At 38.3% G+C, this 23119-nt stretch carries 18 protein-coding genes; 7 read left to right on the top strand and 11 right to left on the bottom strand.

Annotated features, from left to right (window positions below):
* The first annotated feature begins 126 nt into the window (after positions 1-126).
* Positions 127-1821 carry a YgiQ family radical SAM protein gene (locus tag TSP02S_RS00220; RefSeq protein WP_041081064.1) on the top strand — a complete coding sequence of 565 codons (1695 nt, stop codon included), beginning with the start codon at positions 127-129 and terminating at the stop codon, positions 1819-1821.
* 76 nt (positions 1822-1897) lie between these two features.
* On the opposite strand, the gene TSP02S_RS00215 is transcribed toward TSP02S_RS00220, so the two are convergent.
* The 5 genes from TSP02S_RS00215 to TSP02S_RS00195 form a co-directional block, all read right to left on the bottom strand.
* Complete coding sequence (locus TSP02S_RS00215) at positions 1898-4528, bottom strand: calcium-transporting P-type ATPase, PMR1-type (RefSeq protein WP_052465225.1); 2631 nt, start codon at positions 4526-4528, stop codon at positions 1898-1900.
* An 84-nt stretch (positions 4529-4612) separates the two neighbouring features.
* Positions 4613-5572 carry a DUF1175 domain-containing protein gene (locus tag TSP02S_RS00210; protein ID WP_041081062.1) on the bottom strand — a complete coding sequence of 320 codons (960 nt, stop codon included), beginning with the start codon at positions 5570-5572 and terminating at the stop codon, positions 4613-4615.
* Entirely contained in the window at positions 5472-5969 is a 498-nt protein-coding gene (locus tag TSP02S_RS00205) for a hypothetical protein (RefSeq protein WP_171816290.1), read from the bottom strand. The genes TSP02S_RS00210 and TSP02S_RS00205 overlap by 101 nt, the downstream gene beginning before the upstream one ends.
* Entirely contained in the window at positions 5953-10623 is a 4671-nt protein-coding gene (locus TSP02S_RS00200; RefSeq protein ID WP_041081061.1) for an alpha-2-macroglobulin family protein, read from the bottom strand. Before TSP02S_RS00200 ends, TSP02S_RS00205 begins: the two co-directional genes overlap by 17 nt.
* Complete coding sequence (locus tag TSP02S_RS00195; RefSeq protein WP_052465223.1) at positions 10616-11617, bottom strand: methyltransferase domain-containing protein; 1002 nt, start codon at positions 11615-11617, stop codon at positions 10616-10618. Before TSP02S_RS00195 ends, TSP02S_RS00200 begins: the two co-directional genes overlap by 8 nt.
* Positions 11618-11792: 175 nt before the next feature.
* Between TSP02S_RS00195 and TSP02S_RS00190 the strand changes: the two genes are divergently transcribed.
* The 5 genes from TSP02S_RS00190 to hydF are packed head-to-tail and all read left to right on the top strand — an operon-like array spanning position 11793 to position 15893.
* Positions 11793-12035, top strand: a complete 243-nt coding sequence (locus TSP02S_RS00190) for a TM1266 family iron-only hydrogenase system putative regulator (protein ID WP_041081060.1) — start codon at positions 11793-11795, stop codon at positions 12033-12035.
* Positions 12036-12044: 9 nt separating this feature from the next.
* Positions 12045-13460 carry a [FeFe] hydrogenase H-cluster radical SAM maturase HydG gene (gene hydG / locus TSP02S_RS00185; protein ID WP_041081059.1) on the top strand — a complete coding sequence of 472 codons (1416 nt, stop codon included), beginning with the start codon at positions 12045-12047 and terminating at the stop codon, positions 13458-13460.
* On the top strand, positions 13447-13722 hold the full coding sequence (locus tag TSP02S_RS00180) for a hypothetical protein (RefSeq protein ID WP_041081058.1): 276 nt from the start codon (positions 13447-13449) through the stop codon (positions 13720-13722). The genes hydG and TSP02S_RS00180 overlap by 14 nt, the downstream gene beginning before the upstream one ends.
* A complete protein-coding gene (gene hydE, locus TSP02S_RS00175) occupies positions 13700-14728 on the top strand; it encodes a [FeFe] hydrogenase H-cluster radical SAM maturase HydE (protein ID WP_041083947.1) in 1029 nt (342 codons plus the stop codon). The genes TSP02S_RS00180 and hydE overlap by 23 nt, the downstream gene beginning before the upstream one ends.
* Complete coding sequence (gene hydF, locus TSP02S_RS00170) at positions 14703-15893, top strand: [FeFe] hydrogenase H-cluster maturation GTPase HydF (protein WP_041081057.1); 1191 nt, start codon at positions 14703-14705, stop codon at positions 15891-15893. Before hydE ends, hydF begins: the two co-directional genes overlap by 26 nt.
* Positions 15894-15917: 24 nt before the next feature.
* Here hydF and TSP02S_RS00165 read toward each other — a convergent pair whose 3' ends face one another.
* Positions 15918-16877 carry a potassium channel beta subunit family protein gene (locus TSP02S_RS00165; RefSeq protein WP_041081056.1) on the bottom strand — a complete coding sequence of 320 codons (960 nt, stop codon included), beginning with the start codon at positions 16875-16877 and terminating at the stop codon, positions 15918-15920.
* A gap of 110 nt (positions 16878-16987) precedes the next feature.
* On the opposite strand from TSP02S_RS00165, the gene TSP02S_RS00160 reads away from it, so the two are divergent.
* Positions 16988-17530, top strand: a complete 543-nt coding sequence (locus TSP02S_RS00160) for a DUF6115 domain-containing protein (protein WP_232503719.1) — start codon at positions 16988-16990, stop codon at positions 17528-17530.
* Here TSP02S_RS00160 and TSP02S_RS00155 read toward each other — a convergent pair.
* The 5 genes from TSP02S_RS00155 to TSP02S_RS00135 all read right to left on the bottom strand — a co-directional run bounded on the left by TSP02S_RS00155 (position 17508) and on the right by TSP02S_RS00135 (position 23101).
* Positions 17508-18761 (bottom strand): HD-GYP domain-containing protein, encoded by a 1254-nt coding sequence (locus TSP02S_RS00155; RefSeq protein WP_041081055.1) that lies wholly within the window; start codon positions 18759-18761, stop codon positions 17508-17510. The two genes, TSP02S_RS00160 and TSP02S_RS00155, sit on opposite strands and share 23 nt — an antisense overlap.
* Positions 18762-18971: 210 nt before the next feature.
* Complete coding sequence (yihA, locus tag TSP02S_RS00150; protein ID WP_041081054.1) at positions 18972-19544, bottom strand: ribosome biogenesis GTP-binding protein YihA/YsxC; 573 nt, start codon at positions 19542-19544, stop codon at positions 18972-18974.
* A complete protein-coding gene (gene lon, locus TSP02S_RS00145) occupies positions 19535-21880 on the bottom strand; it encodes an endopeptidase La (RefSeq protein WP_041081053.1) in 2346 nt (781 codons plus the stop codon). The genes yihA and lon overlap by 10 nt, the downstream gene beginning before the upstream one ends.
* On the bottom strand, positions 21864-22301 hold the full coding sequence (gene tsaE / locus TSP02S_RS00140; RefSeq protein WP_232503718.1) for a tRNA (adenosine(37)-N6)-threonylcarbamoyltransferase complex ATPase subunit type 1 TsaE: 438 nt from the start codon (positions 22299-22301) through the stop codon (positions 21864-21866). Before tsaE ends, lon begins: the two co-directional genes overlap by 17 nt.
* A gap of 32 nt (positions 22302-22333) precedes the next feature.
* On the bottom strand, positions 22334-23101 hold the full coding sequence (locus tag TSP02S_RS00135) for an inositol monophosphatase family protein (protein ID WP_041081051.1): 768 nt from the start codon (positions 23099-23101) through the stop codon (positions 22334-22336).
* Positions 23102-23119 lie beyond the last annotated feature (18 nt).

The following is a 23119-nucleotide window of genomic DNA, read 5'->3' as shown; positions in this document are numbered from 1 at the left end:
AGTGGAGAGTGATCTCCACTCTTGCTTTTCTCAAGGTCTTGTCTTTATCTTGCCGATTAGCACGATTGTCATTAACATGTGAACGTGTCGATCAGATTCTGCTAAACTCTTCCTGGAAGTGGTTTTATGTTTTTACCAACAACTATTGAGGAAGTGAAGAAACTCGGCTGGAAAGAACTCGACGTAATACTTGTTACGGGTGATGCATATGTAGATCACCCATCTTTTGGCGTTGCGCTGATAGGACATTATCTTGTCTCAAAAGGATTTAAAGTTGGAATCATAGCACAACCAGATTGGAAGAGCGAAAAGGATATCACGCGCCTTGGTAGACCAAAATTGTTTTTTGGTATAAGTGCTGGAAACGTTGATTCAATGGTGTCGAATTACACGGCTTCGATGAAAAAGAGAAAAATAGATGAGTATTCATCTGGTGGTATCGCCGGTAAAAGACCCGATCGTGCTGTGATTGTTTATTCAAATCTCGTGCGAAGATTTTTCCCAGATGTTCCAATTGTGATTGGTGGGCTTGAGTCAAGTCTAAGGCGCTTTGTACATTACGATTGGTGGTCTGACAGAATTAGAAAATCTATCTTGGTTGATGCCAAGGCAGATCTTCTCGTGTATGGTATGGGAGAGAAAACCGTTCTTGAGATTGCTCAAATACTCAGCAGAACGCGTGATATAGAGAAATGTAAAACCATTCGTGGAGTAGTTTGGTGGAGCTCGAAAAAGCCCATCGATTGTCATGAACTTCCGAGTTTTGATGAGATATGTCTTGATAAAACAAAATACGCAGAATCTACAAGACTGCAGACTATCTTAACAGATCCTTTCAAAAATATTGTGCTGTGTCAAAGACAAGATAGTAGATATATCATCCAAAATCCTCCGCAATTACCACTTGAACAAGAAGAAATTGACAATCTTTATCTACTTCCATTTGAAAGAAAAACCCATCCTTTCTATGAAAAAATAGGATATGTTCCCGCTCTGGATATGATTCAATTCTCAATAACATGTGTGAGAGGTTGTTTTGGCTCGTGTTCATTTTGCGCATTAACACAACATCAGACCACACACGTTGTTTCAAGAAGTGTTGATTCGATCCTTGAAGAAGTTAGAATTTTGACTAAACATCCAGATTTTCATGGCATCATAACAGATGTAGGTGGACCTACGGCAAATATGTATGGTTCAAGTTGTTTTGTCAGAGAAACAAAAGGTCAGTGTGAAAAATTTTGTTTGCATCCAAAGAGCTGTGTGAATGCAAAGACCAATCACGAAAGATATTTAGAACTTTTGGACAAGGTGAGAACTATTAATGGTATAAAACACGTATTTGTTTCATCTGGTATACGACACGATTTGGTTTTGAATGATCCTCATGGTGACTTGTTCATAAAAAAACTCATCGATTTCACCCCAGGACAACTCAAACTTGCCCCTGAACATTCTCATCCAAAAGTTTTAGCGTTGATGAGAAAACCATCTGTAGAACTTTTCTTGGAATTCAAAGAAAAGTTTGAAAAATACGCTAAGAATTCTGGTAAGCAAAGATACGTAGTAGGTTATTTCATAGTTGCACATCCCGGAGAAGGAAAAAGAGAAAACGAACATTTGAGAAAATTCATAGAAGAAAAGTTGAATTATCACCCACAACAAATTCAGATCTTTACACCCTCACCAGGTACGGTCAGCACAGCGATGTATTATTCAGAGATCGATCCATTCACAAAAGAAAAAGTCTTTGTGGAGAGATCTTTGAAGCTGAGAAATGCCGCAAAGGCAAATCTTATGAGTCTTAATTCGGCGAGGTGATGTTGAAATTATTTGCGCTAAGATCTAGAAAATATAAACCCCCTCCAAGTGGAGGGGGTTGTTCTTTTTGTGATGATTATTTTTTTCTATATCTTATGACTTTCACAAGCTCGTACAGGGGTATAGTCATCGAGGCAGCAAAAATGGATACTATCAATTGTTTTCCTGTGAGATTTGTTGTGCCAAAAACATTCTGAAGCCCTGGGACATATATAACCGCAAGTAACAAACCAAATGATGCGAGATTTGCCATTATGAGTTTTGGATTGTTTTTGATACCTACTTTGAACAATGAAAATCTCAGTGATTTTGAATTAAAAGCGTGCATTAATTGTCCTGTACAAAGTGTGAAGAAGACCATCGTTCTGAGCAATTCAATTTGATCATGTTCCATCAAAGCCCAGCCGTAGACAAAGAGCGTCAGAATCGATAGGAGTATTCCTCCGATAAAGATACTTGTCAACACGTCTTTACTCATGATACCTTCTTTTGGATCCCTTGGGGGTCTTCTCATTATATCTGGTTCCGCAGGTTCGACACCCAGTGCCAAAGCCGGAAGTCCATCTGTGACCAGATTCATCCACAGTATTTGAACGGGTATCAAAGGCAATGGTAATCTCAATAATATTGAAATGAATATAGTTGCAACCTCACTGATATTACACGAGAGTAAGTAGTATACGACTTTTCTGATGTTGTCAAAGATTTTTCTTCCTTCTTCTACTGCTGCTACGATGCTTGCAAAATTGTCATCTGTTAAAACCATGTCCGATGCATCCTTTGAGACATCTGTACCAGTTATACCCATTGCAACACCTATGTCGGATTTTTTCAATGCAGGTGCGTCGTTGACACCATCTCCGGTCATTGCAACTACTCTTCCTATTTTTTTCAGAGCCTCGACTATTTTCAATTTGTCATTTGGAGAAACCCTTGCATAAACTTTTACTTTTTCAACTACTTGAACAAGCTGATCGACATCCATTTCGATCAAATCACTACCTGTTAGAACCATGTCGTTGCTGTCAAGGATATTCAGTTCTTTTGCGATCGTTTGAGCAGTTACTTTGTGATCTCCTGTGATCATGATGACTCTAATTCCAGCCGTTTGACATTTCTCGAGGGCTTGTTTTACCTCTGGTCTTGGTGGGTCGATCATACCCATCAATCCAAGGAAGATCATGTCGTTTTCAAGGTTTGAAAAGTCATTGTTCTGCAATTCTTTAAACGCAACCGCTAAAACTCTGAGACCTTCCTGTGCCATCTGTGTGTTGTGTTGAAGAATCAGTTCTTTATCGTGATCGGTGAGTTTTTTGATTTGTCCATCTTCTGTCATGTATCTATCGCAATTTCTTATTACCACATCTGGTGCACCTTTTGTGAAAGATAATGTCTTATCTTGATCTTTGTGAATCGTTGTCATCATCTTTCTGTCGGAATCAAAGGGTATCTCGTGGATACGTGGCATTTTTTCTTCAAGGGTTGCTTTTTCTATTCCAAGATCAAATGCCGCAACTGCCAAAGCGATTTCCGTTGGATCACCTGAAGTTATACGGTTTCCATCTTTCATCGTGATGAAACTATCATTGCACAGTGTTGCACCAGTTAAAAGTAATTGCAGAGATTTTGATTTGTTTTGTTTTGCTTGTTCGTGTTCGAAAAATATAGATGGATGTAGGTAATACTTAACAACGGTCATTTCGTTTTTTGTCAGAGTACCTGTCTTATCAGAACAGATTACATTGACTGAACCCAATGCTTCAACGGCTTGAAGTCTTCTTATTACAGCATTTCTTTTCACCATGTTGTACATGCCAAGTGCCAAAACGATCGTCACAACGGCTGGCAAACCTTCAGGTACCGCTGCAACTGCAAGACTCACAGAAGTGAGAAACATTTCAAGTAATGGATTTCCTTCAAATATACCTACGATAAAGACAATTGCACATATGGCTAAGATTATCACACCTATCTGTTTTCCCAGTTTCTCTAAGTTTTTTTGCAGGGGTGTTTCTTCTTCTTCCATTTCAGATAGCATCTTCGCAATTTTTCCGAGCTCAGTTTCATTACCCGTGGATGTCACGATGGCCTTGCCTCTACCTTTTGCAACTATCGTTCCTGAATAAACCATGTTGAGTCTGTCACCAATGGGTAATTTATCTTTGTCGATCACATCTGTTGTTTTATCCACTGGTTGAGATTCTCCGGTTAGAGCGGCTTCACTCACAGAAAGATTTACAGCTTCAATCAATCTCCCGTCGGCTGGTACATAGTTGCCTGTTTCGAGTAAGACTACATCGCCGGGTACTATCTCTCTTGATGAGATGGTTTGTACCACACCGTCTCTGATCACCTTTGCCATTGGTGCAGCCATTTTTTTGAGCAATTGCAGAGATTTTTCTGCCTTAGATTCTTGAATTGTACTCAATGTAGCATTGAGAAGGACTATGATAATAATCAAAACAGCATCGATACCTTCTCCAACGATTATGGAAACCACGGCGGCTACAAGAAGTATGATGATCAGAAAATCTGTGAATTGAGAAAAAAACATCTGCCAGATGGTTCTTCTTTTCTTTTGAGCTATTTCATTTGGTCCATACTTTTCAAGTCTTTTCTTTGCTTCTTGGTTGGTAAGGCCATTTCCAGGATCGACTTGCATGTCTTTGCAAACATCCTCGGTTTTCATCCTGTAGAAGTCTTTCAAAGCCATCACCCCTTAGAAAGTTTCAGGAAAATTATACTATAAATAGGTGTTCTTATTTGCGCATCGAGCAGTGATTTGGATTTATCATGGTAGGAATTTGAATCTGAAGAATCCCAAGAAGTATTTGTTTTTATCACTAACAGCCCAGGATGGATCGAGTTTGGTGAGTTCGGTGTATCTAACAAACCTGAGTTCACCAGTTCCCGCACCGATTGGTCCTGTATGATACAAAACCCAACCTTGGTGATCTGATATACCAAGGTTACCAACATAGATCATTAAATGATATGGAAATTCAAAATCTTCTGGATGAAAAAAGACCATGATGTCTCCGGGTTTTGCAAAAGTGACTTCCTTTGTCACGAATTTCATACTGTTTTCATACAGAATTCTTGCAACGGCAAAGGTACTGAAGTCAAAACTGTCTTGAAATTTACCTTTCTTTATTCTGAACAATTTCATACCAATAACGGGTATGTTGGGATAATTGTATTTCTCAACGTCTTCGAAAACTGGTCCAGTGTACTTTGATCTTTCAAACCATAAACTGTCGTGTTTTCTAAGGGCTTCTCGTGCGCAATATCTGACCAATCCGGCACAATCTCTTTCATCTTTATTCCACAAAGGGGTGTTATTCTTGAATGTGTCTATCGCTATCCAGATAAACCAGTTTCTGAATCTTTCTGAATCTTTTGAGTCAAGCATCAAAAAATCTGGGTACCCATCTTCGTCACGATCTTCGGTATCTGGTTCGACAAAAAACCTAATCGACTTCGTTCTTTTCAAAAGACCTTTGCTTTCAAAGTAAAGTTCTATTCTCTCCCCTGGTTTTACACGTGGTAAGTACAAACCATTTTCCATCACCTGATAGGTTCTGTTTGAATAAATCTTTGCTCCGATTATTTTTCCTTCAAGAAAAAGATTTTGAATATCTCTTATGGGTTTAAGGTTCACTTGGAGTTCCACTTGGAAACTGAAATCCAGGATCAAAATTAGAGCGATTATCGTTGTGATAGCGAGCCACATAACTTGGTATATCTTCATAACTAACCTCCTGCATAAATCTCTTCAAAGCATCTTTGTGCTCTCCTTTTAAGTCTTCGAGTTTAGAACCTGTAAGGTACAATATCAATCCTTCTTCAAGCCATTTTGGCATGGAATAATTTTTTTCTATCAAGTGGTGAAGTAATTCATGTTCTATCGTGCTCTCAAGTATACCTTTTTGCCTTAGAATGTTGAAAGGCTGGCTTATGATCACACCATTAATGTATATAGCCCCAATATGATATGGTTTGCCAGTTATTTGGTGAAATTCATATATATTGTCGCATTCAATTATTATTGCGTCGATCTTGACGTCGATCTGCAAAGTTTTAGCTATTTTATATATGCGATTTAAAGATAAGCCATACACATTTAGAAGATCATTTAGATTTCTCAACTTCAAACCATACACCGATATCGAGCACATCAGGATCTGACTGACCATAAAGACCTTTATAATACATCGAATAAGCCCTGGCTGGAAGGACTTGGTACTTTCCATTTGCCGTTACCCTCCAAACATAACCCATTCTCTCAGGATAATATGTAGATATGAAGAAAACAATTCTATCTTCGTGAACTTCGCTTGCTGTGTACCATCTATCCCAAGATCTGTACCACATGTAATCGAATTTTGAATAATCTTGTAAAACCTTTTCTCTGTATCTATCCAGAACTTGCGCACAAGATGGGAAGTAATCCTCGACAACGACATAATTGCCTTTTCCAGATTCAAGTGTTATGATAGTTTTGACTATGTCTCCTGAACTTATCGAGATTGGCCAAGTTTCTTCTTTAAAAACGACTTCACATAACTGATTTGTGATTGTTTCGTCATTACCAGAGAAACGAAATCCTCCCTTGAAAACGGCTCTTTTCCCATCCCAATCTAAGATGTGTTCGGCTATGAATGGCAATTCAACAAAATGGTTTTCGGTAAACCAATATGTTTTGTCCAAAGCCCTCAGGAGTATTTCAGATCCAGTGCAACTCAATGTGATAACATCTTCTGGAATATCAACCACAGGTTTGTCATTTATCCACAATTTTTTATCTTTCAGATATACCAATCCACTCTTAGTTAATGCTGCATCCAAGATATCAAAATAGATCTTTGCTGTCTTAGATGATGTATCGTAAATCATGGCAGAATTGTCTTCCAACACGATGAGTATTAAACCATCCAGTGTTCGAATGTATTTGAATTTATATACGATGTAATTCATGGTGAGTTTGAAATCTTCTATCTTCAATTTTGTATTCCTGTATGAGTATTCACCGGATTCATAAGGTAATATGCAGAGTTCATCACTTTTAAATTCATCCAGTAATTTCACTGAGATAGGAACATAGTATTGTGATATCGGTATGAATGCGTCGATAACTGCTTTTTGATCAATCACAGGTATTTCGTATCGTTTGAAAAACTTTCTCTGTATACCCAATCCTTCATTCACCGCGGAAGTAGGTCTTTCATAATAAATAACATGGATTTCTGCAAGTCCATTTCCTTCAACTGTCAAGGCACCTTTAGTGATATCGATTTGACCTTGACCAACCAGCTCGGTTATCTTTCCATCGTTTTTAACTATGATACGTGGCTCACTGATCTGTGGCAGTGACTCAAGTAATGCAAGTACAGCAAAAGAGGTATCTTTTGTTGAGTACCAGAAATAACCATCTTTTTTGCTCATCAGATAATTGATTATTTTTTTCTGGAGCTCTTCATTTCCCTTCCACTTGCTGAGTGCCCTGAGTACTATAGAAGTTAGTTGTACATCGGAGGTAAAAAAGTCATCTTGAGTAGGTATGAATGCAAATCTTTCGTCCTGTTTCAAAAGTTCCAAGGCCTTTTCGAAGGCTTCTTTTGATGATAGAGATAGATATATCCAGTCTATATCTTTCTTTGCTTGATAAATTTTGTGCTCGATTCCATACAGATCAAGGATATATGATCCATATGCCGATGGATGTTCTTTCAAATAGTCTAAACCTTTTTCTATTACAGAATCAGCGATATCAAATCCAGCCTTTCTGGCGTGATAAAGTCCTTCCATAACATAACACGTCATGAAATCATTGCTCTCATCGTTCTGCCACCAACCCCACCCTCCATCGAAATGTTGGTACTTATAGAGTCTCATCAGACCTTTTTCAACTATGTCTTCAAGGTTGTCTATTCTTAAATCCATTCGAACAGCGACAATTGCTGGCAGGAAACTACTCATTGTTTGTTCTGTGCAACCGTATGGATATCTTATCAGTTTTTTTATAGAGCCTTCTAAAAGCGGTACAATACTTGAATAAACCGTCAATTTCGCTTGTTTGTATTCACCGTCTGGTAGATTTATAGTTTTCAAACCATTCATAAATTCGAGTATGTAGAACTCTCTCTCAAAGGCGAATGGTTTCACGGGCACGTTGAGTGCTACCGCGTCTGTCAAACCAAAATTGGCTGATGCAAAGGTCGTTATAGTAGACGGATCAGATTCTTTAAGTGCTCTAACTGTCCAGTAGGATGATCCTGTGCTCTTGGGTTGTACATAGAAATTATCTGTATCTTGTTGCAACGGTACAGGGTTAAATGAGTCTATTTGCCGTGGTTGTGTTGAGATCAACTCAACTGAATTTGGTAGTTCCAACCATAGATTTGTTTTTAAAGTCTCGGAAGTCTGATTGAATACGGTAGCAGATATTTGAACAATGTCTCCTTCTCTGAAAAATGTCGGTAAAATTGGGCGTACATAAAAATCTTTTGTGACGATGAATTTGCCATCTGCTTGTGCCATATTTTTCTGGGAGAACCCATAGGCTGTGGCTATGAAAGTTGTCAGGCTGTCCGGCACCTTGAAGATAACCGTTGCTTTTCCATTATCGGTTCTGAGATTTGGAATCCAGAGAGCGGTATCTGGAAAATATTCTCTGACATTTATCCTGGATTCCACCGCATTCTTCTTGAAGTCTTCAAAAGTCTTTTCCTGGGGGAGATTTGCCATTTGTGATCTAACAAAACCGCTTGTCAGATATGTCCAGAAATTTGAGAATTCCCAATAGACATGGGGATATTCATTGTAAGGGTATATTACATCCTCGATTGAAATTGGTTCTGCTCCAAGCATTGAGTAAATCGCTTCGTCTACGAGTGCCAAGGAGAATGAAAAATCTTCATCCGATGTGATAACCAATTTTGCTTCTTCCTTTGGTTGATAGATATCTTTGTCAAAATGAATTTGGAGATTTTTTATATTGAATTGACGTTCTATTTCAATCTTTTTCGTCTCTGATATTCTTTTACCATCTGACGAATAAGCAAGAAAAACTACAAAAAAATATCTTTCGGACGTTTCTTTTGGTATAGGTAGGTTGATTGATGCATATCCTTGAATTTTTACAAATTGTGTAGCGTATATTCGATCGCCAACTAACGCAATTATTCCAGTTGTTTTCTCTGGTGAAAAGATTTGTGTTAAGACTTGTTCATTGATTTTATAGATTTCTTTATCGGTTATCAGTGCAAATTCTGAGATAGCATAGTCCTGCGACCAGAAATATGAATACACGTACGCATATTTCTTTGCCCTTTGAAAACTCAATTCAATTTTGTATCTGCCTATCTTCTGGGGTAGGAATTCTATCGAAGCTTCTCCGTTGATTACCATGACTTTAGAAGTTTGTCCATCGATCTGGACGGTCATTTCACCGTCTAATGGATTGCCAGCGAGATCCGTTATTTTTGCTTTGATTGAAAGTTTTTCACCCGGTCTTGTGGAAATACTGTCTTCATCCAGAAGTATTTTCACGTTGTCTGCATGAACGTAGACCGTTTTTTCCTGTTCAATTTGTCTTTGGCTTTCGTCGGTTACTATCGTCTTAATTGAATACTTTCCTTGAAAGCCTTCTTCGGGTTTCAAAGATATGCGCAATTGACCATTTTCATCGGTTAACTCATAGCCACGATAAGCAAGAAAGACCTCTCCATCTAAATCAGAATATGCATAGACATAGAAAGCAACATTTGCAGCGGCAACTGGTAATTCATTGAAATATTTCACATTGACCAGAAATTCAATGTTTTCCGTGGATATGTATTCTTCTTTGCTCGTTTGGATCTCAACTTTATATTCAGGCTTTCTATATTCTTCAACTAAGAAACTTTCGAAAAACGTGCTATCATCGTGTGATATTTCGATGTCGTAAAACCCGATCGCCGCGGTTTCGGCAAGTTTTAAGCTGTCCCAAAAACCACCTAACTCATCTGTTGTCAGTGATTTATTGTAGATTTCATTTTCTTTGGGATCTAATATAACAACCTGGACCTTAGTTGCGCCCAAAGCCGTGTAGACGCCTGCATCTTTTTTTAGAAGCTGGCCCTTGAAATTCACCACATCTTTTGGTTTATAGATAGGTCTATCTGTAATAAAAAAGAGTTTTTTGTCTATACCCGAACCTCTGTATGGTATATAAACGTAACTCACCGTGTAAGAATTATCTTTTTTGGCAATAATCATGTCGAAGTCTTCTTTGAATCGAGCTAACCCGTCTTTGTCTGTCTTTGATTTCAGTATTACATTTTGATCCTTCACAAGAAAAAGTTCGACATCTGAGATGATTTCTGAATTTGTTTTCACCGTACAGATGATCGTTTGCTCCACATCTGATAAGTAAAAAAGTCCTATGTCTGTTACAACCAAAATTTGTGAATCGTAGATTTTCTCCTGGTCTCGATCAGAGAGGACCGCCAGGTAAATCCCCACATCTTTTAATCTCACCGAAAAATCTTGCCGTTTTTCTGTCAATTGAAAAGATTTCTGCAGAATCCTTTTACCTGATTTTTCTTTCAATTCTTCATAGGACAAATTTGGAGTTGTGAATAATACCACTGGATCAACGTTCAATCGGTAGACACTCAAAAAGACTTTATCAAGGTCCGATACAAAGAAAAAGATAGTCGCATTTGGCATTTCAAGCACGGTATCATTTGTGAAATATGCATAGCCTGCGAATATAGAAATTCCAAGGAGTACCAAAGCCAAAACTACTTTTCTATACATATCCCATACCCCCTTTGTATTCCATGCACATGAAATTCATATTTTCGTCGTAATTGATCTTTAGATTCCTCGAATCTGTAAACCCAAAGCTCTCCCATTGATACAAAACTTTTGAGAGTTTTTCAACTACTCCAAATATTTCCCATTTGCCTTGCCATACTGCATATCCAGTCTCTTCAACATGATATATTTGTCGATCTTTTTGACATAAAGACCAACATGTCAAATGTAGTAATCTGAACATTTCACTCTCAAAATAATGTTTAACCTTGATTACTCCTGAAAATTCCTTGGACTGTATTTTTGACAATTTTGCAAGATTATCCTGGTTCAAATTTCCAAGCAACCCTTTTGCCTTCAGAAATCTTGTCTCGACAACTTCTCTGGCAATGATAGAATTTGGTGATTTTTCAAAAAGTACGGCAGGCTGTGACTGAGAGAGAAAGACATCTACAGGTACTATTATTTTACCATTGATTTTCAACTGTTTGAACCACTGTAGGGGAATCCTGTCTACTGCCACGGTTACGACAATGGCATCGTAAGGAGCAAATTCTTCACATCCCAATGCGCCGTCTTGATTGATGAAAGAAACATTTCCTATATCAAGACTCTTAGAAGCCCTCACTGCGTGTTCAAAGAATTTTTTGTTCACTTCGACACCAACCACTGATCCATTTTCACCGACTATCTGTGACATCACGCATGCATTATAGCCTGTCCCAGATCCTATTTCTAAAATCTTCATTCCTTTGGAAATGCCGATGGCTTTCATGAAAAGTGCCATCAACGACGGTTGGCTGGAAGTACTGTGGTCATCTCCATCTTTTGATGTTATTACTACATCATCTGAATAAAGTACCTCCATGGGATAATCATATTCGCAGAAAATTTCTCTCGGGATTTTTGTGAAAGCCTCTAAGATCTCTTTGCTGTATTGACCCGTCAATGATATTTGCCTTGCAAGTTTCATTCCCCACGAATCTGCGTGCATCGAAATGCCTCTTATGTATTGTACCACTTGAGTATAAATTTTTTGTCGACAAATCCTGTGTTTGTGATATAATTAACATGGACTTCTGAGGTGAAGGAGATTATCTGACACCGAGGAAGGGGTGATTTGGCGTTAATTTGCCCCCTTTCTCGGTCTTGAGAAAGGGGGTTTTATTTTGGAGAGATTTTACGTGGTGAACATCCTTGTTGAAAACAGGCAAAATGCTTACAAACAGGTCAATGAGCTTCTGCATAATTTCGCAGATGTGATAAGGCTGAGGGTGGGCTATCCAGTACCAGATGAAAACATGGCGATAATTTTACTCGTTGTAAAGGCAGATAACGATACGATGGGTAGTCTATCGGGAAAACTCGGTCAGATCAAAGATGTCAAGGTGAAGACAGTTCCAGTTAAGTGAGGTGAGAAAATGTATATAATCTCCAACAAATTGAAAGAAACAGAATCATTTATTCCACACGAAAAGATTAATGAATTACTTGAAACGACTAAAAACCCAGACAGAAAATTGATAGAACAGATCATTGAAAAATCTCTGAATAAAGAAAGACTTACCCCACAAGAGACTGCGTTTTTGCTCAACGCCGACGATCCCGAACTTGTCCAGATGATATTCAATGCTGCAAAACAATTGAAAGAAAAAATCTATGGAAATAGGATAGTTCTATTTGCGCCACTTTACATAGGAAATGAATGTATAAATGGATGTTTGTACTGTGGCTTTAGGAGTCAAAACAGGCAAATTGTGCGAAAAACCCTTAATGAAGAAGAATTGAGTGAAGAATTGTACGTACTCACTTCGAAAGGTCACAAAAGGCTCATAGTCGTTTTTGGAGAACATCCGATGTACTCACCCAAGTTCATAGCAAATGTAATACAAAAAATATATGCCTTCAAGAACAAGACTGGTGAGATAAGAAGAGTCAATGTGAATGCAGCACCACAGACGGTGAAGGGATATGAAATCATCAAAGAGGTTGGCATTGGTACTTTTCAAATCTTTCAAGAGACCTATCACTTGCCGACATATAAAAAATTACATGTCTATGGTCCAAAATCTTCTTATGTCTACAGATTATTCGGATTGGACAGAGCTATGATTGCAGGAATCGATGATGTCGGTATTGGTGCGTTGTTTGGATTGTACAACTGGAAGTTTGAAGTGATGGGGTTGATATATCATACTAAACACTTGGAAGAAAGATTCGGCGTGGGGCCACATACCATCTCATTTCCAAGGATAGAACCCGCTTTTGGTACGCCATTGGCAAACAATCCACCACATCCTGTGAGCGATTATGATTTTAAAAGACTAATAGCCATCATAAGGTTATCCGTTCCATATACCGGTTTGATTCTCACGGCAAGGGAAAAACCACAGATCAGACGCGAGGCAATTGAACTTGGAGTTTCTCAAATAGATGCCGGTTCAAGCATCGGTGTCGGTTCATATTCACAAATTGATCAAGAAGTTGTCAGAAAGAGCCAATTTGTCTTGGGCGATACCAGAACTCTGGATGATGTCATAAAGGAGCTAATCGAAAATGGCTATATACCTTCCTTTTGTACTGCTTGTTATAGAGCTGGCAGAACTGGTCAGCATTTTATGGAATTTGCTATCCCAGGGTTTGTAAAAGAATTTTGTACACCAAATGCCATATTAACCCTGAAAGAATACTTGGTAGATTATGGTAGTTGCGAGACAAAAAAGGCGGGTGAAATGTTGATAGAAAACGAGCTCTCAAAGATGCCAGAGCAAAGAAGAGAGAATATCAAAAATTTGCTCATGAAAATTGAAGCAGGGATCAGAGATGTCAGAATGTAAGAGAATGATTCAAAAGATGGCAGATGATTTCAAATGTAAAGTGTGGGTATGTAAAAAGATTGGAAAAAGGGTTTCATTCATCCAAGGATTGAAAGCTGGAGTGGAAAGGTTTGAATCGCCAAAGATAATTTTCGAAGACGAAGATTTTGTGATCTTTGCACAGGTTGAAAATGTCTGCCCAGAATTGATTGAAATCGCTCGAGGAGTGATAGATTGTGTACGAAATTCTGCAAAAAATAATGAAACATCCACAGAAGGTTGAAATCGATGAAATTGCATTCATTCTTTCAAAAGAAGAGATTGATGAAAAACTCTTTGCTTTAGCAGATGAGATCAGGCAAAAATACCTTGGAAAGGCTGTGTACATTCGTGGAATCATTGAATTTTCGAATTATTGCAAAAATAACTGTTTGTATTGTGGTATCAGGGCGCAAAACAAAGATATTACAAGGTACAGGATGTCAATAGAGCAGATCATTCAACGTGCAAGGTTGATATCACAGATGGGAATAAAAACAATCGTTTTGCAATCTGGTGAAGATACATATTACAACAGTGACATGATAGCCCAACTCGTAAAAAAGATAAAAGAATTCAATGTTGCAATTACTCTGAGCATTGGTGAAAGGAACTTTGATGAATACAAACTCTGGAAAGATATGGGAGCAGATAGATATCTCATGCGCCATGAAACTGCAGATGAAAAATTGTATGAGAAATTACATCCAAATGATTCGTTCAAAACAAGAGTAGAACATTTAAAGAAGCTCAAGGAGTTGGGTTACGAAGTTGGTGCAGGATCGATGGTTGGACTTCCAGATCAAGATGATCTTTCTTTAGCAAAGGATATTCTATTTGTACGAGATCTCGATGCCGATATGGTAGGAATAGGTCCTTTCATACCGCATCCTTCGACACCATTGAAAAATGCAAAATCTGGAACTTTGAATAAAACATTGAAAATGATAGCCCTTACGAGATTGTTTTTACCAGATACGAATATACCAGCGACAACGGCTCTTGGTACGATTCATCCTCTGGGAAGACAATTGGCACTCAAATGTGGAGCCAATGTCATCATGCCAAATTTCACTCCTTTACCTTATCGTTCACTTTACACTTTGTATCCAAATAAGATTTGTATCTTTGAAAATGACATTGCCTGTGCAGAATGTACAAAGAATCTTGTGATATCTGCTGGTTACTCGGTCAGCAACGATTTTGGATATAGGAGGAGGTTCAATGAATATATCACATGCAGGGTTTAGAAAATATGTGGCAATAGCCGGTCGTAGGAATGTTGGTAAATCTTCTTTGATAAATGCGATTGCCCGCCAGGACATAGCGATTGTAAGTGAAATACCCGGTACAACAACAGACCCTGTTTACAAAACCCTTGAAATACAACCTATAGGTCCTGTTACTTTGATCGACACACCCGGTATAGATGATCAAGGAATCGTCGGTCAAAAACGTGTTGAAAGGGCAAAAAGATCACTCTACAGAGCAGATGCCGCTATTCTTGTTACTGATGACCGACCGTCTTATTATGAACAGATGTTAGTGGATATCCTTAGAGAGCTTGAAATACCCTTTGTGATAGCTGTAAATAAATCCGATCTTCATCTGGATGGTCTTGTGAATTTATACGAGCCATTTGGCGTTCCAATTGTGGAGATTTCAGCAAAAGAAGGAAAAAACATTCACATATTACTCGAAAAACTCTCGCAGATAATTCCTGAAAAAGAAGAAAAGCCATTGGTAGGTCATCTACTCAAAAGGACAAAAACGGCAATTCTTGTTGTTCCAATAGATAAAGCAGCACCAAAAGGTAGATTGATCATGCCACAAGTAGAAGCGATAAGAGAGATTATAGATTTTGGCGGAACGGCTGTTGTGACAAGAGATGTTGAACTTGCTGATACTCTCACAAAGCTTTCAAATAATGTGGATTTAGTTGTCACAGATTCACAAGTTGTGATGAAAATAGAAAAGATCGTACCAGAGAAGATACCCCTGACGACTTTTTCGATACTCGAGGCGGCGAATAAAGGCGATCTAAAATTTTTTATGGAAGGTATTGAAAAACTCAAGTTATTAAGAGACAACGACCAAGTTGCAGTTGTTGAAGCTTGTTCTCATGTACCAACTTGCGATGATATTGGAAGGGTAAAAATACCAAGATGGATAGAACAGAAAATGAAGTTGAGATTAAACTATAAATTCTTTGCCGGTAAGGAATTTCCAGATCTTGAAGAGTTACAAGAATGTCAGTTGATAATACATTGTGGTGGGTGCGTGTTAACCAGGAGTGCATTTATGCGTCGCATGACCTTGGCAAAAAGGTTGAAGATTCCAGTTGTAAACTATGGAATGTTGATATCACACCTGCATGGTGTTTTGGATCGAGTACTCAAGCCTCTTATTCAGTAAAAGGCAGGCAAAAGCCTGCCTTGTTCAATCGTTTAGAATTTTCTGAATTTCATTCATAACGTCGTCAGAAAGTTTTTGTTTGACCTCGATGGCTTTTATGTTTTCGTCAAACTGTTCTATCTTCGACACACCCAGGATGACGCTCGATACGCGTGGATTTTTCAATATCCATGCTATTGCAAGTTGGGACAAAGTGCAATTCAGTTCCTCGGAGATCTTTTTCAATTTCAGGATTTTGGAAAACGTCTTTTCACTCATTAATCCTGTCTCTTCAAATCTCTTTCTGATGAATTCGTATTTTGCAAGTCTTGAGTCTTGTGGTATTCCTTGCAAGTATTTTCCACTGAGCAATCCAGATGCGAGTGGACTGAAGGTTGTCAGACCCATGCCGTATTTTTCATATATCGGTTCATATTCTTTCTCTACTCTTTCTCTTACCAACATGTTGTATTGAGGTTGCTCAACCACTGGAGGTATGCAATTGAGTTGCTTTGCCGTCTGGTGGGCTTTTTCTAATTCTTTCGCACTCCATTCGGATGTCCCCCAGTAAAGTGCTAACCCATTTCGAACGATCTGATCCATGGTCCAGACGACTTCTTCCATTGGTACTTCTGGATCAGGTCTGTGACAATACAGAAGATCTACGTAATTGAGTTGCAGTCTTTTCAAAGATGCCCATGTGCCTTCGAGTAAATGCTTTCTTGAAAGGCCTTTTTCGTTAGGACCATTTCCTCCCCAGAATATCTTGGTTGAGATGACTAAATCAGATCTTCTGTAGGATTTTATGATCTCTCCAAGCATAGATTCAGCCATTCCATTTGCATAAGCCTCTGCCGTATCAATGAAATTGATTCCATTTTGTACGGCTCTTTTGATTAATTCCTTCGCAGCGTCAAAATCGAGTTGATTGCCAAAGGTAATCCACGACCCCAGAGACAATTCACTGATCCTCAAACCCCATTTTCCAACCTTTCTGTATTCCATCTTCATACCTCCTTTGTTTGTTTTGCTAATTATACCAAATTTATCCGAATTTTGAGTGGGATTTCTTTGCATAAAAGTTGATTGTGATATACAATAACAACAGATCGGAGGTGTTTGAACTGACTGACTTTTTTTCCTGGGTTGTTTTTTTGAGTACTCTTGGTACAGTAGCTTTTGCATGGGGGCTTTTTCTTTCTAATACAAATCAAAGAGCTCCCAAGCAAGAAGAATATGAAAAATTCGAAGAAAGAATCCTTGAACTCATGGGGCAGTTCAGGCATATCTCATCTGTTAGATTACAAATGCTTGATAGAAAAATAGAAGAGCTCAAAAAGTTGATCAAAGAAGCCAACACATTGTATGCCTCTTTGTGTAGTCAAGAGACAAAAGTCGCAGAGAGATTTTCTTATCCTGCGAAAACCGAGCCAATATCTGTGGAAGAATCAGAAACCACACAAATTCAGATAAATAATGACAAAGAAAAGCAAATTGAAGAAGTGAAAACGGATACAAATGGTACTTCCATTGAAAGAAAGATTCTATTATTGTATCAAGAAGGAAAGAGTGAACAAGACATCGCAAGAGAATTGAGCATCGGTGTTGGTGAAGTTATGCTGATATTGTCACTTTTCAGGCATCGAAATGACCATTGACAACTATTTCGACGAGTATTTGGACGATCTTGGGGTCTAAAACACTACCAGACATTTCTTTTATCATATTTATTGCTTCCTGTTTGTCATATGCTTTACGGTATGGTCTTGCGCTTGTGAGTGCTTCATATATATCGGCTGCGGCTATTATTCTTGATGGTAATGGAATCTCTTCACCTTTTAGTCCATCTGGGTATCCAAAGCCATCCCATCTTTCGTGATGGTGCCTGACCCATTTGGCTTCTTTGTTTTTGAAACTGCTGACGGTCCTCAATAATTCTTCTGATTTGACAGAGTGGCTTTTTATCGTTTTGAACTCTTCTTCCGATAATTTTTCTGGTTTGTTCAGAATGTAGTCTGGCACACCTATCTTGCCGACGTCATGCAGCAAACACGCTGTTTTGATTCTGTTGCAAAGCTTTTCCGAAAGCCCTAACCTCTTTGCTATCATGTAAGACAACTGAGCTGCCCTTTCACTATGACCACTCGTGTACGAGTCTTTTAGTTCTAAGCTTTTCACCAAAAGTTTTAAGTTTTCGAATTTAGATTGTTGATATTCACCACGAAATAGATTGCCTAATTGGAGCGCAAGTAGAATTACTAAAACTAAAGGAACAGCTGTTAAGCCCATTAAGTGATAAAGTACGTAAGCAACCGAAGCCAAAGGGAGAACAGTTATTGAATTCAACAAAGGAGTTTTCATGGTTTGGGCGAAACTGTTTATAAATGTTGCCTTTACAACCAAGCTGAATCCAATCGAAAAGAAAAAGGCGTTGATTATCATGTACGTGAAGGATATAACCAGAACCACCCAGACGTTTCTTGATATCTGAGAAGATTTTAGGAGTGAAAACACAAATGATATGAAAATTGTGTTCAAACCAACTTGAGATACGTTGAAAATATATTTGAATACATCCTTACCTTTTACTATAAATAAACCTACTATTAGAACTGATGCGGAGGCAATTATAGCAGCTTCAAGGGTTGAAAATATACTGGCAGCAAGAATATTGATTACTAACCCACTTGTTACTCTGATATTGTGACCGGAGAACTTTGAGACAGAAAAGCCTATCATCTCAAAAATAATCCCAAGAGCAAGGAAAATTAAACACTCACGATTTAGTAGCAGAGGATTGGTATTAGATAAAGATATACTGATTGCAATTATCGCCAGAATGAATATGACAAAGAGAAAAATAGCAAAGATTCTGAATGCTCTTGTCAATCTATATCACTCCGCTCTTACGCCGGGGTGCAGAGTTTACCAAAGTTCGATATTTCCAACTGCAGAAATCAAAAGTGCGAGGAAGCTTCCAGTGAGAATCAATATTTTCCACAGTTTTTTCACAACAATCCCCCCTATGTCTCAGATTGAGACTCCGCTTTTAATCTTCGCTCCCCCGCTTCGCTCTATTGAGATTGCACCCCGGCAGAGTTATGCTAAACACTTGTTAATCTTCTCTATTATATCATCCACACCTTGCTTTGTTATCGCAGAATAAGCAATTACATCTGTATTGAACTGCTGTTTGATCACCTCTACTTTTTTTAAGATATCTGCTTTACTCAGTTTATCTACTTTGCTTAAAACAACAAGAACAGGTATTCCAAAATACTGGCTCCACTCAATGAACATTTTATCATTTTCTTGTGGAAAAAGTCTACTATCAAGCAAAAGCACACTTAACCTAATTTGATTTTTTCTTTTTTCAAAATATGTTTCAATTAAATGTTTCCAATATATTCTTTCAGATTTCGATGTTTTAGCGTATCCATAACCAGGCAAATCCACAAAATAGTGCTTTCTATTAACTTCATAAAAATTGATCGATCGGGTCTTGCCAGGTCTCTTACTGACCTTTGCCAGTTTCTTATTAAATAATACGTTAAGCAAACTTGATTTTCCTACATTTGATCGACCCACGAAACACACTTCGCCATATAAGGGTCTTGGAAAGTCTTTTTCATGATAAGCACTGATGACAAACTCAACTGTTTTCACAAACATATTTTTTCTACCACCTCATCAATACTATTAATAAGAATAAACTCCATTTTGTTTTTGATCTGAGGCGGTATCTTCGAAAGATCTTTCTCGTTGGATTTCGGCAATAAGATCCTGTTTATTCCATACCTGTGTGCGGCAAGGACTTTTTCTTTTATTCCACCAACGGCGAGTATTTTACCCCTGAGAGTTATTTCTCCTGTTATAGCTGTATCATTTCTGATCTTTTTTTTCAAAGCCGATGATATCATCGCGACAGTCATTGTTACACCCGCAGAAGGTCCATCTTTCGGGACAGCCCCTTCAGGAAGATTTATGTGAATATCACTCTCTTGAAATAGTTTCTTACATTTCTCGCCACAAAATGACCTTGCAACGCTCAATGCAATTCTCGCTGATTCTTTCATAACCTCTCCGAGCCTTCCTGTGAGAATTAATTCTCCTTTACCGGGCATTATCAAAGTCTCCACGATCATTACAGTTCCACCGTATTCAGTCCAAGCAAGACCATGTACTGCTCCGATTTCGGGTTTTGTGAGTATTACATCATTTTGGATGATCTCCTGCCCTAAGTATTGTTCTATGTCTTTACTATTTATTAATATGGATTTTTCGCCTTCTTCTATCTTGAGAACAGCCTTTCTCATGAGTCTTTGGAGAGATCTTGTGAGTTGTCTTACACCTGCTTCTCTTGTATAGGAATGAATGATTTTCTTCACAGCACTCTGGGAAATTTTCAGCAGTTGTTCGTTGAGTGCAAATTCCGACATGAGTTTGGGTATGATGTATGATTTTGCTATTGCGAGTTTTTCGTGATCTGTGTATCCTTCTAACCAAATGACTTCCATCCTATCGAGTAAAGCCGGTGGAATTGTGTGTGTAACATTTGCAGTGGTTATGAATAAAACGTTAGATAGATCAAACGGTACTTCCAGATAATGATCGACAAATTCTTTATTCTGTTCGGGATCAAGAACTTCAAGTAAAGCAGCAGCTGGATCTCCTTGAAAACTCACAGCTAATTTGTCAATTTCATCCAGTAAAAGCACAGGGTTCTTGCTCTGGACGTTTCTAATGAGCTGAAGGATTCTACCTGGCATTGCGCCTATATAGGTTCTTCTGTGACCTTTAATTTCCGCTTCATCTCTGAGCCCGCCAAGGGACATGTGGGCAAATTTTCTATCCAGTGCTTGCGCTACGGCTCTTGCGAGCGATGTCTTTCCGACACCAGGTGGTCCGACAAAGCACAATATGGGAGCTCTCACCGATTTGCTTCTCTTTCTGACGGCGAGAAATTCAAGGATTCTTTCCTTTGCTTCTTCAAGTCCATAGTGACTCTTCTCAAGGATTTCCTTGGCTTGATTCATGTCTTCTCTGTCTTGTGTTGAGTTATTCCATGGCAGATTGATCAACCAATCGACGTATGTCCTTATAACAGTAGCTTCAGCCGAGTATGGAGACATCTTTTCCAATCTCTCTATTTCTGACAAAGCTTTCTTTCTTACAAAATCTGGCAACTGAGATCTTTCAAGATTTATTCGAAGTTGAGCTGCTTCGGAATCTTTTTCTCCAAGTTCTTCAGTGATGGCCTTTAATTTTTCTCTTAAGAAAAATTCTTTTTGGCTTTCTTCTATTCTCTTTTTGACTTTTGTATCAAGTTGTCTTTCTATTTCGAGAATCTCATTTTCGTGCAACAAAATCTGTAGGAGTAATTCAAGCCTCCTACCAGGATGAAGTTCTTCAAGTAACATTTGACGTTGTTCCAATGAAATCGGTAGTAATGAAGCTATATAATCTGCAAATCTGTTTGCTTCAACTGTTTCAGAGACAGCAGATAATGTCTCCTGAGAATATCTTTGGGTATAGAGCGCGTATTTTGAGAAACTTTCTCTAACGCTTCGCATCAGTGCTTCTATTTTCTTGGTTTTTTTGTAGTTAGTCTTTAAAATCTCAAGTCTTGCTATTAATGGTTCTTGTTGAACTATTTCATAAGCTCTTGCCCTTTCAATTCCTTCAAGTAAAACTCTGAAAGTGCCATCTGGGAGCTGGATCACCTGAAGAACTTTCGAGATCGTCCCAATTTGATACAATTGTTCAAAGGTTGGTTCTTCAACGGATGGATCTTTTTGACTTGTCACAAAGACAAATTGTTGATAAGAGTCTATGGAATGTTCCAAAGCCATGAGTGTTTTTTCTCTGGCTACGTGAATTGGTATAACTGTTTGAGGAAAGATGATCATGCCGTTTCTCAGGTGAATCAAAGGAAGGAGTTTTGGAAGCTCAGGGGTTTGAAGAGATTCCTTTGCGAGTTTCTCCAGTTTCTCAAATTTTTTTACCATTCAACCACCTCGAAACAATTTTTTGAACCAAATCACTTTCTGATTCTATTTGAATTATTCGACCATTTTCGCAGAAATCAAAAAATATCTTCAAACAATCTTTAGGCCAAAAATTTTCAAGTCGGTCAGCCCATTCTACTATCAGTATTGCGTTGGGATCTTCAGCGATCTCTTCAAGATCCATTACAAATTCTTTATCAAAGCCTTCTAAACGATAAAGATCGACATGGTACACCATCGAATGCCCTTTATAAACATTTATCAACGAAAAAGTTGGGCTTCTAACTTGCCCTTTTTCTATTCCTAAATCTTGCGCCATATCGCTCACAAAAGTAGTCTTCCCAGAGCCGAGATTACCGTAGAATAGCACTATCTGTGGTGGTTTTAATTCTTTTGCAACTATTGAAGCCAATTCAGCCATTTGGAGTCTTTCAAGGCAGCCAAAATCATACCTCATACTTCTCGATTTTCCTTGATTTTTTTGAGAATGTCAATCAATTCGTTGTGAAGCAAGCCGTTGCTGAAAAGATAGTTCCCACTTTCAAGAGTTGCTTCTTTTCCCGATAGATCTGTTATCATTCCACCGGATTCTGGAATGATCACAAATAGTGGAGCTACATCCCAAGCGTTAGCTCTTTTAGCGACGAAGAAATCAAACCTTCCACACGCTACATATGCTCCAGCCAGTATAGCACTACCCGTCATTCTCATACGCCTTACTTTCTTTTCAATGGCATTTATGAAAGGTCCTGTGAAACCTACATAAAATCCAACGTTTCCTATACTATCTTTCAGCAAAGAGTTTTTTGAGACATGTATTCTCTCACCATTTACGTAGGCTCCTTGTCCTTTAATTGCGTAATATGTCTCTGACATGAGTGGATCATGTGCGACACCAATGATAACTTCATTTCTTTCGGCATAGGCAATTCCTACAGCAAAAGATGGCAATCCATGAACATAATTCATGGTACCATCTATTGGATCTATAATCCAAATTTTATCTCCCTTTTCAAAAAGTCCCTCCTCTGCCAAAATCGCTTCATCTGGGAAATGCTCTCTGATTTCACGAACTATCATCTGTTGTGCTTGCTTATCGCAGTCAGTTACCAGATCTTGAAATGAACTTTTCTCAGTTACATTCAACGCGTGACCCCAATATTGCATTAGATAAAATCCTATCTTTCGAGCTAATTTTATAGTAAAATCAAGTCTATCCATAATTTAGACCTCCCTATG

It is taken from the genome of Thermotoga profunda AZM34c06 (assembly GCF_000828675.1).
GTDB lineage: Bacteria > Thermotogota > Thermotogae > Thermotogales > DSM-5069 > Pseudothermotoga_B > Pseudothermotoga_B profunda.
Note: the sequence above shows the minus strand (reverse complement) of the source record. Positions and strands in the feature narration are given on the sequence as shown.

What these genes read in the sequence shown, in the direction of transcription:
- TSP02S_RS00195 (WP_052465223.1), bottom strand. Translation starts at nt 11,617, where the DNA reads ATGCACGCAGATTCGTGGGGAATGAAACTTGCAAGGCAAATATCATTG.
- hydE (WP_041083947.1), top strand. Translation starts at nt 13,700, where the DNA reads ATGAAACATCCACAGAAGGTTGAAATCGATGAAATTGCATTCATTCTT.
- TSP02S_RS00165 (WP_041081056.1), bottom strand. Translation starts at nt 16,877, where the DNA reads ATGGAATACAGAAAGGTTGGAAAATGGGGTTTGAGGATCAGTGAATTG.
- TSP02S_RS00200 (WP_041081061.1), bottom strand. Translation starts at nt 10,623, where the DNA reads ATGTATAGAAAAGTAGTTTTGGCTTTGGTACTCCTTGGAATTTCTATA.
- yihA (WP_041081054.1), bottom strand. Translation starts at nt 19,544, where the DNA reads ATGTTTGTGAAAACAGTTGAGTTTGTCATCAGTGCTTATCATGAAAAA.
- TSP02S_RS00220 (WP_041081064.1), top strand. Translation starts at nt 127, where the DNA reads ATGTTTTTACCAACAACTATTGAGGAAGTGAAGAAACTCGGCTGGAAA.
- tsaE (WP_232503718.1), bottom strand. Translation starts at nt 22,301, where the DNA reads ATGGCTGAATTGGCTTCAATAGTTGCAAAAGAATTAAAACCACCACAG.
- TSP02S_RS00210 (WP_041081062.1), bottom strand. Translation starts at nt 5,572, where the DNA reads ATGAAGATATACCAAGTTATGTGGCTCGCTATCACAACGATAATCGCT.
- hydG (WP_041081059.1), top strand. Translation starts at nt 12,045, where the DNA reads ATGTATATAATCTCCAACAAATTGAAAGAAACAGAATCATTTATTCCA.
- hydF (WP_041081057.1), top strand. Translation starts at nt 14,703, where the DNA reads ATGAATATATCACATGCAGGGTTTAGAAAATATGTGGCAATAGCCGGT.
- lon (WP_041081053.1), bottom strand. Translation starts at nt 21,880, where the DNA reads ATGGTAAAAAAATTTGAGAAACTGGAGAAACTCGCAAAGGAATCTCTT.
- TSP02S_RS00180 (WP_041081058.1), top strand. Translation starts at nt 13,447, where the DNA reads ATGTCAGAATGTAAGAGAATGATTCAAAAGATGGCAGATGATTTCAAA.
- TSP02S_RS00135 (WP_041081051.1), bottom strand. Translation starts at nt 23,101, where the DNA reads ATGGATAGACTTGATTTTACTATAAAATTAGCTCGAAAGATAGGATTT.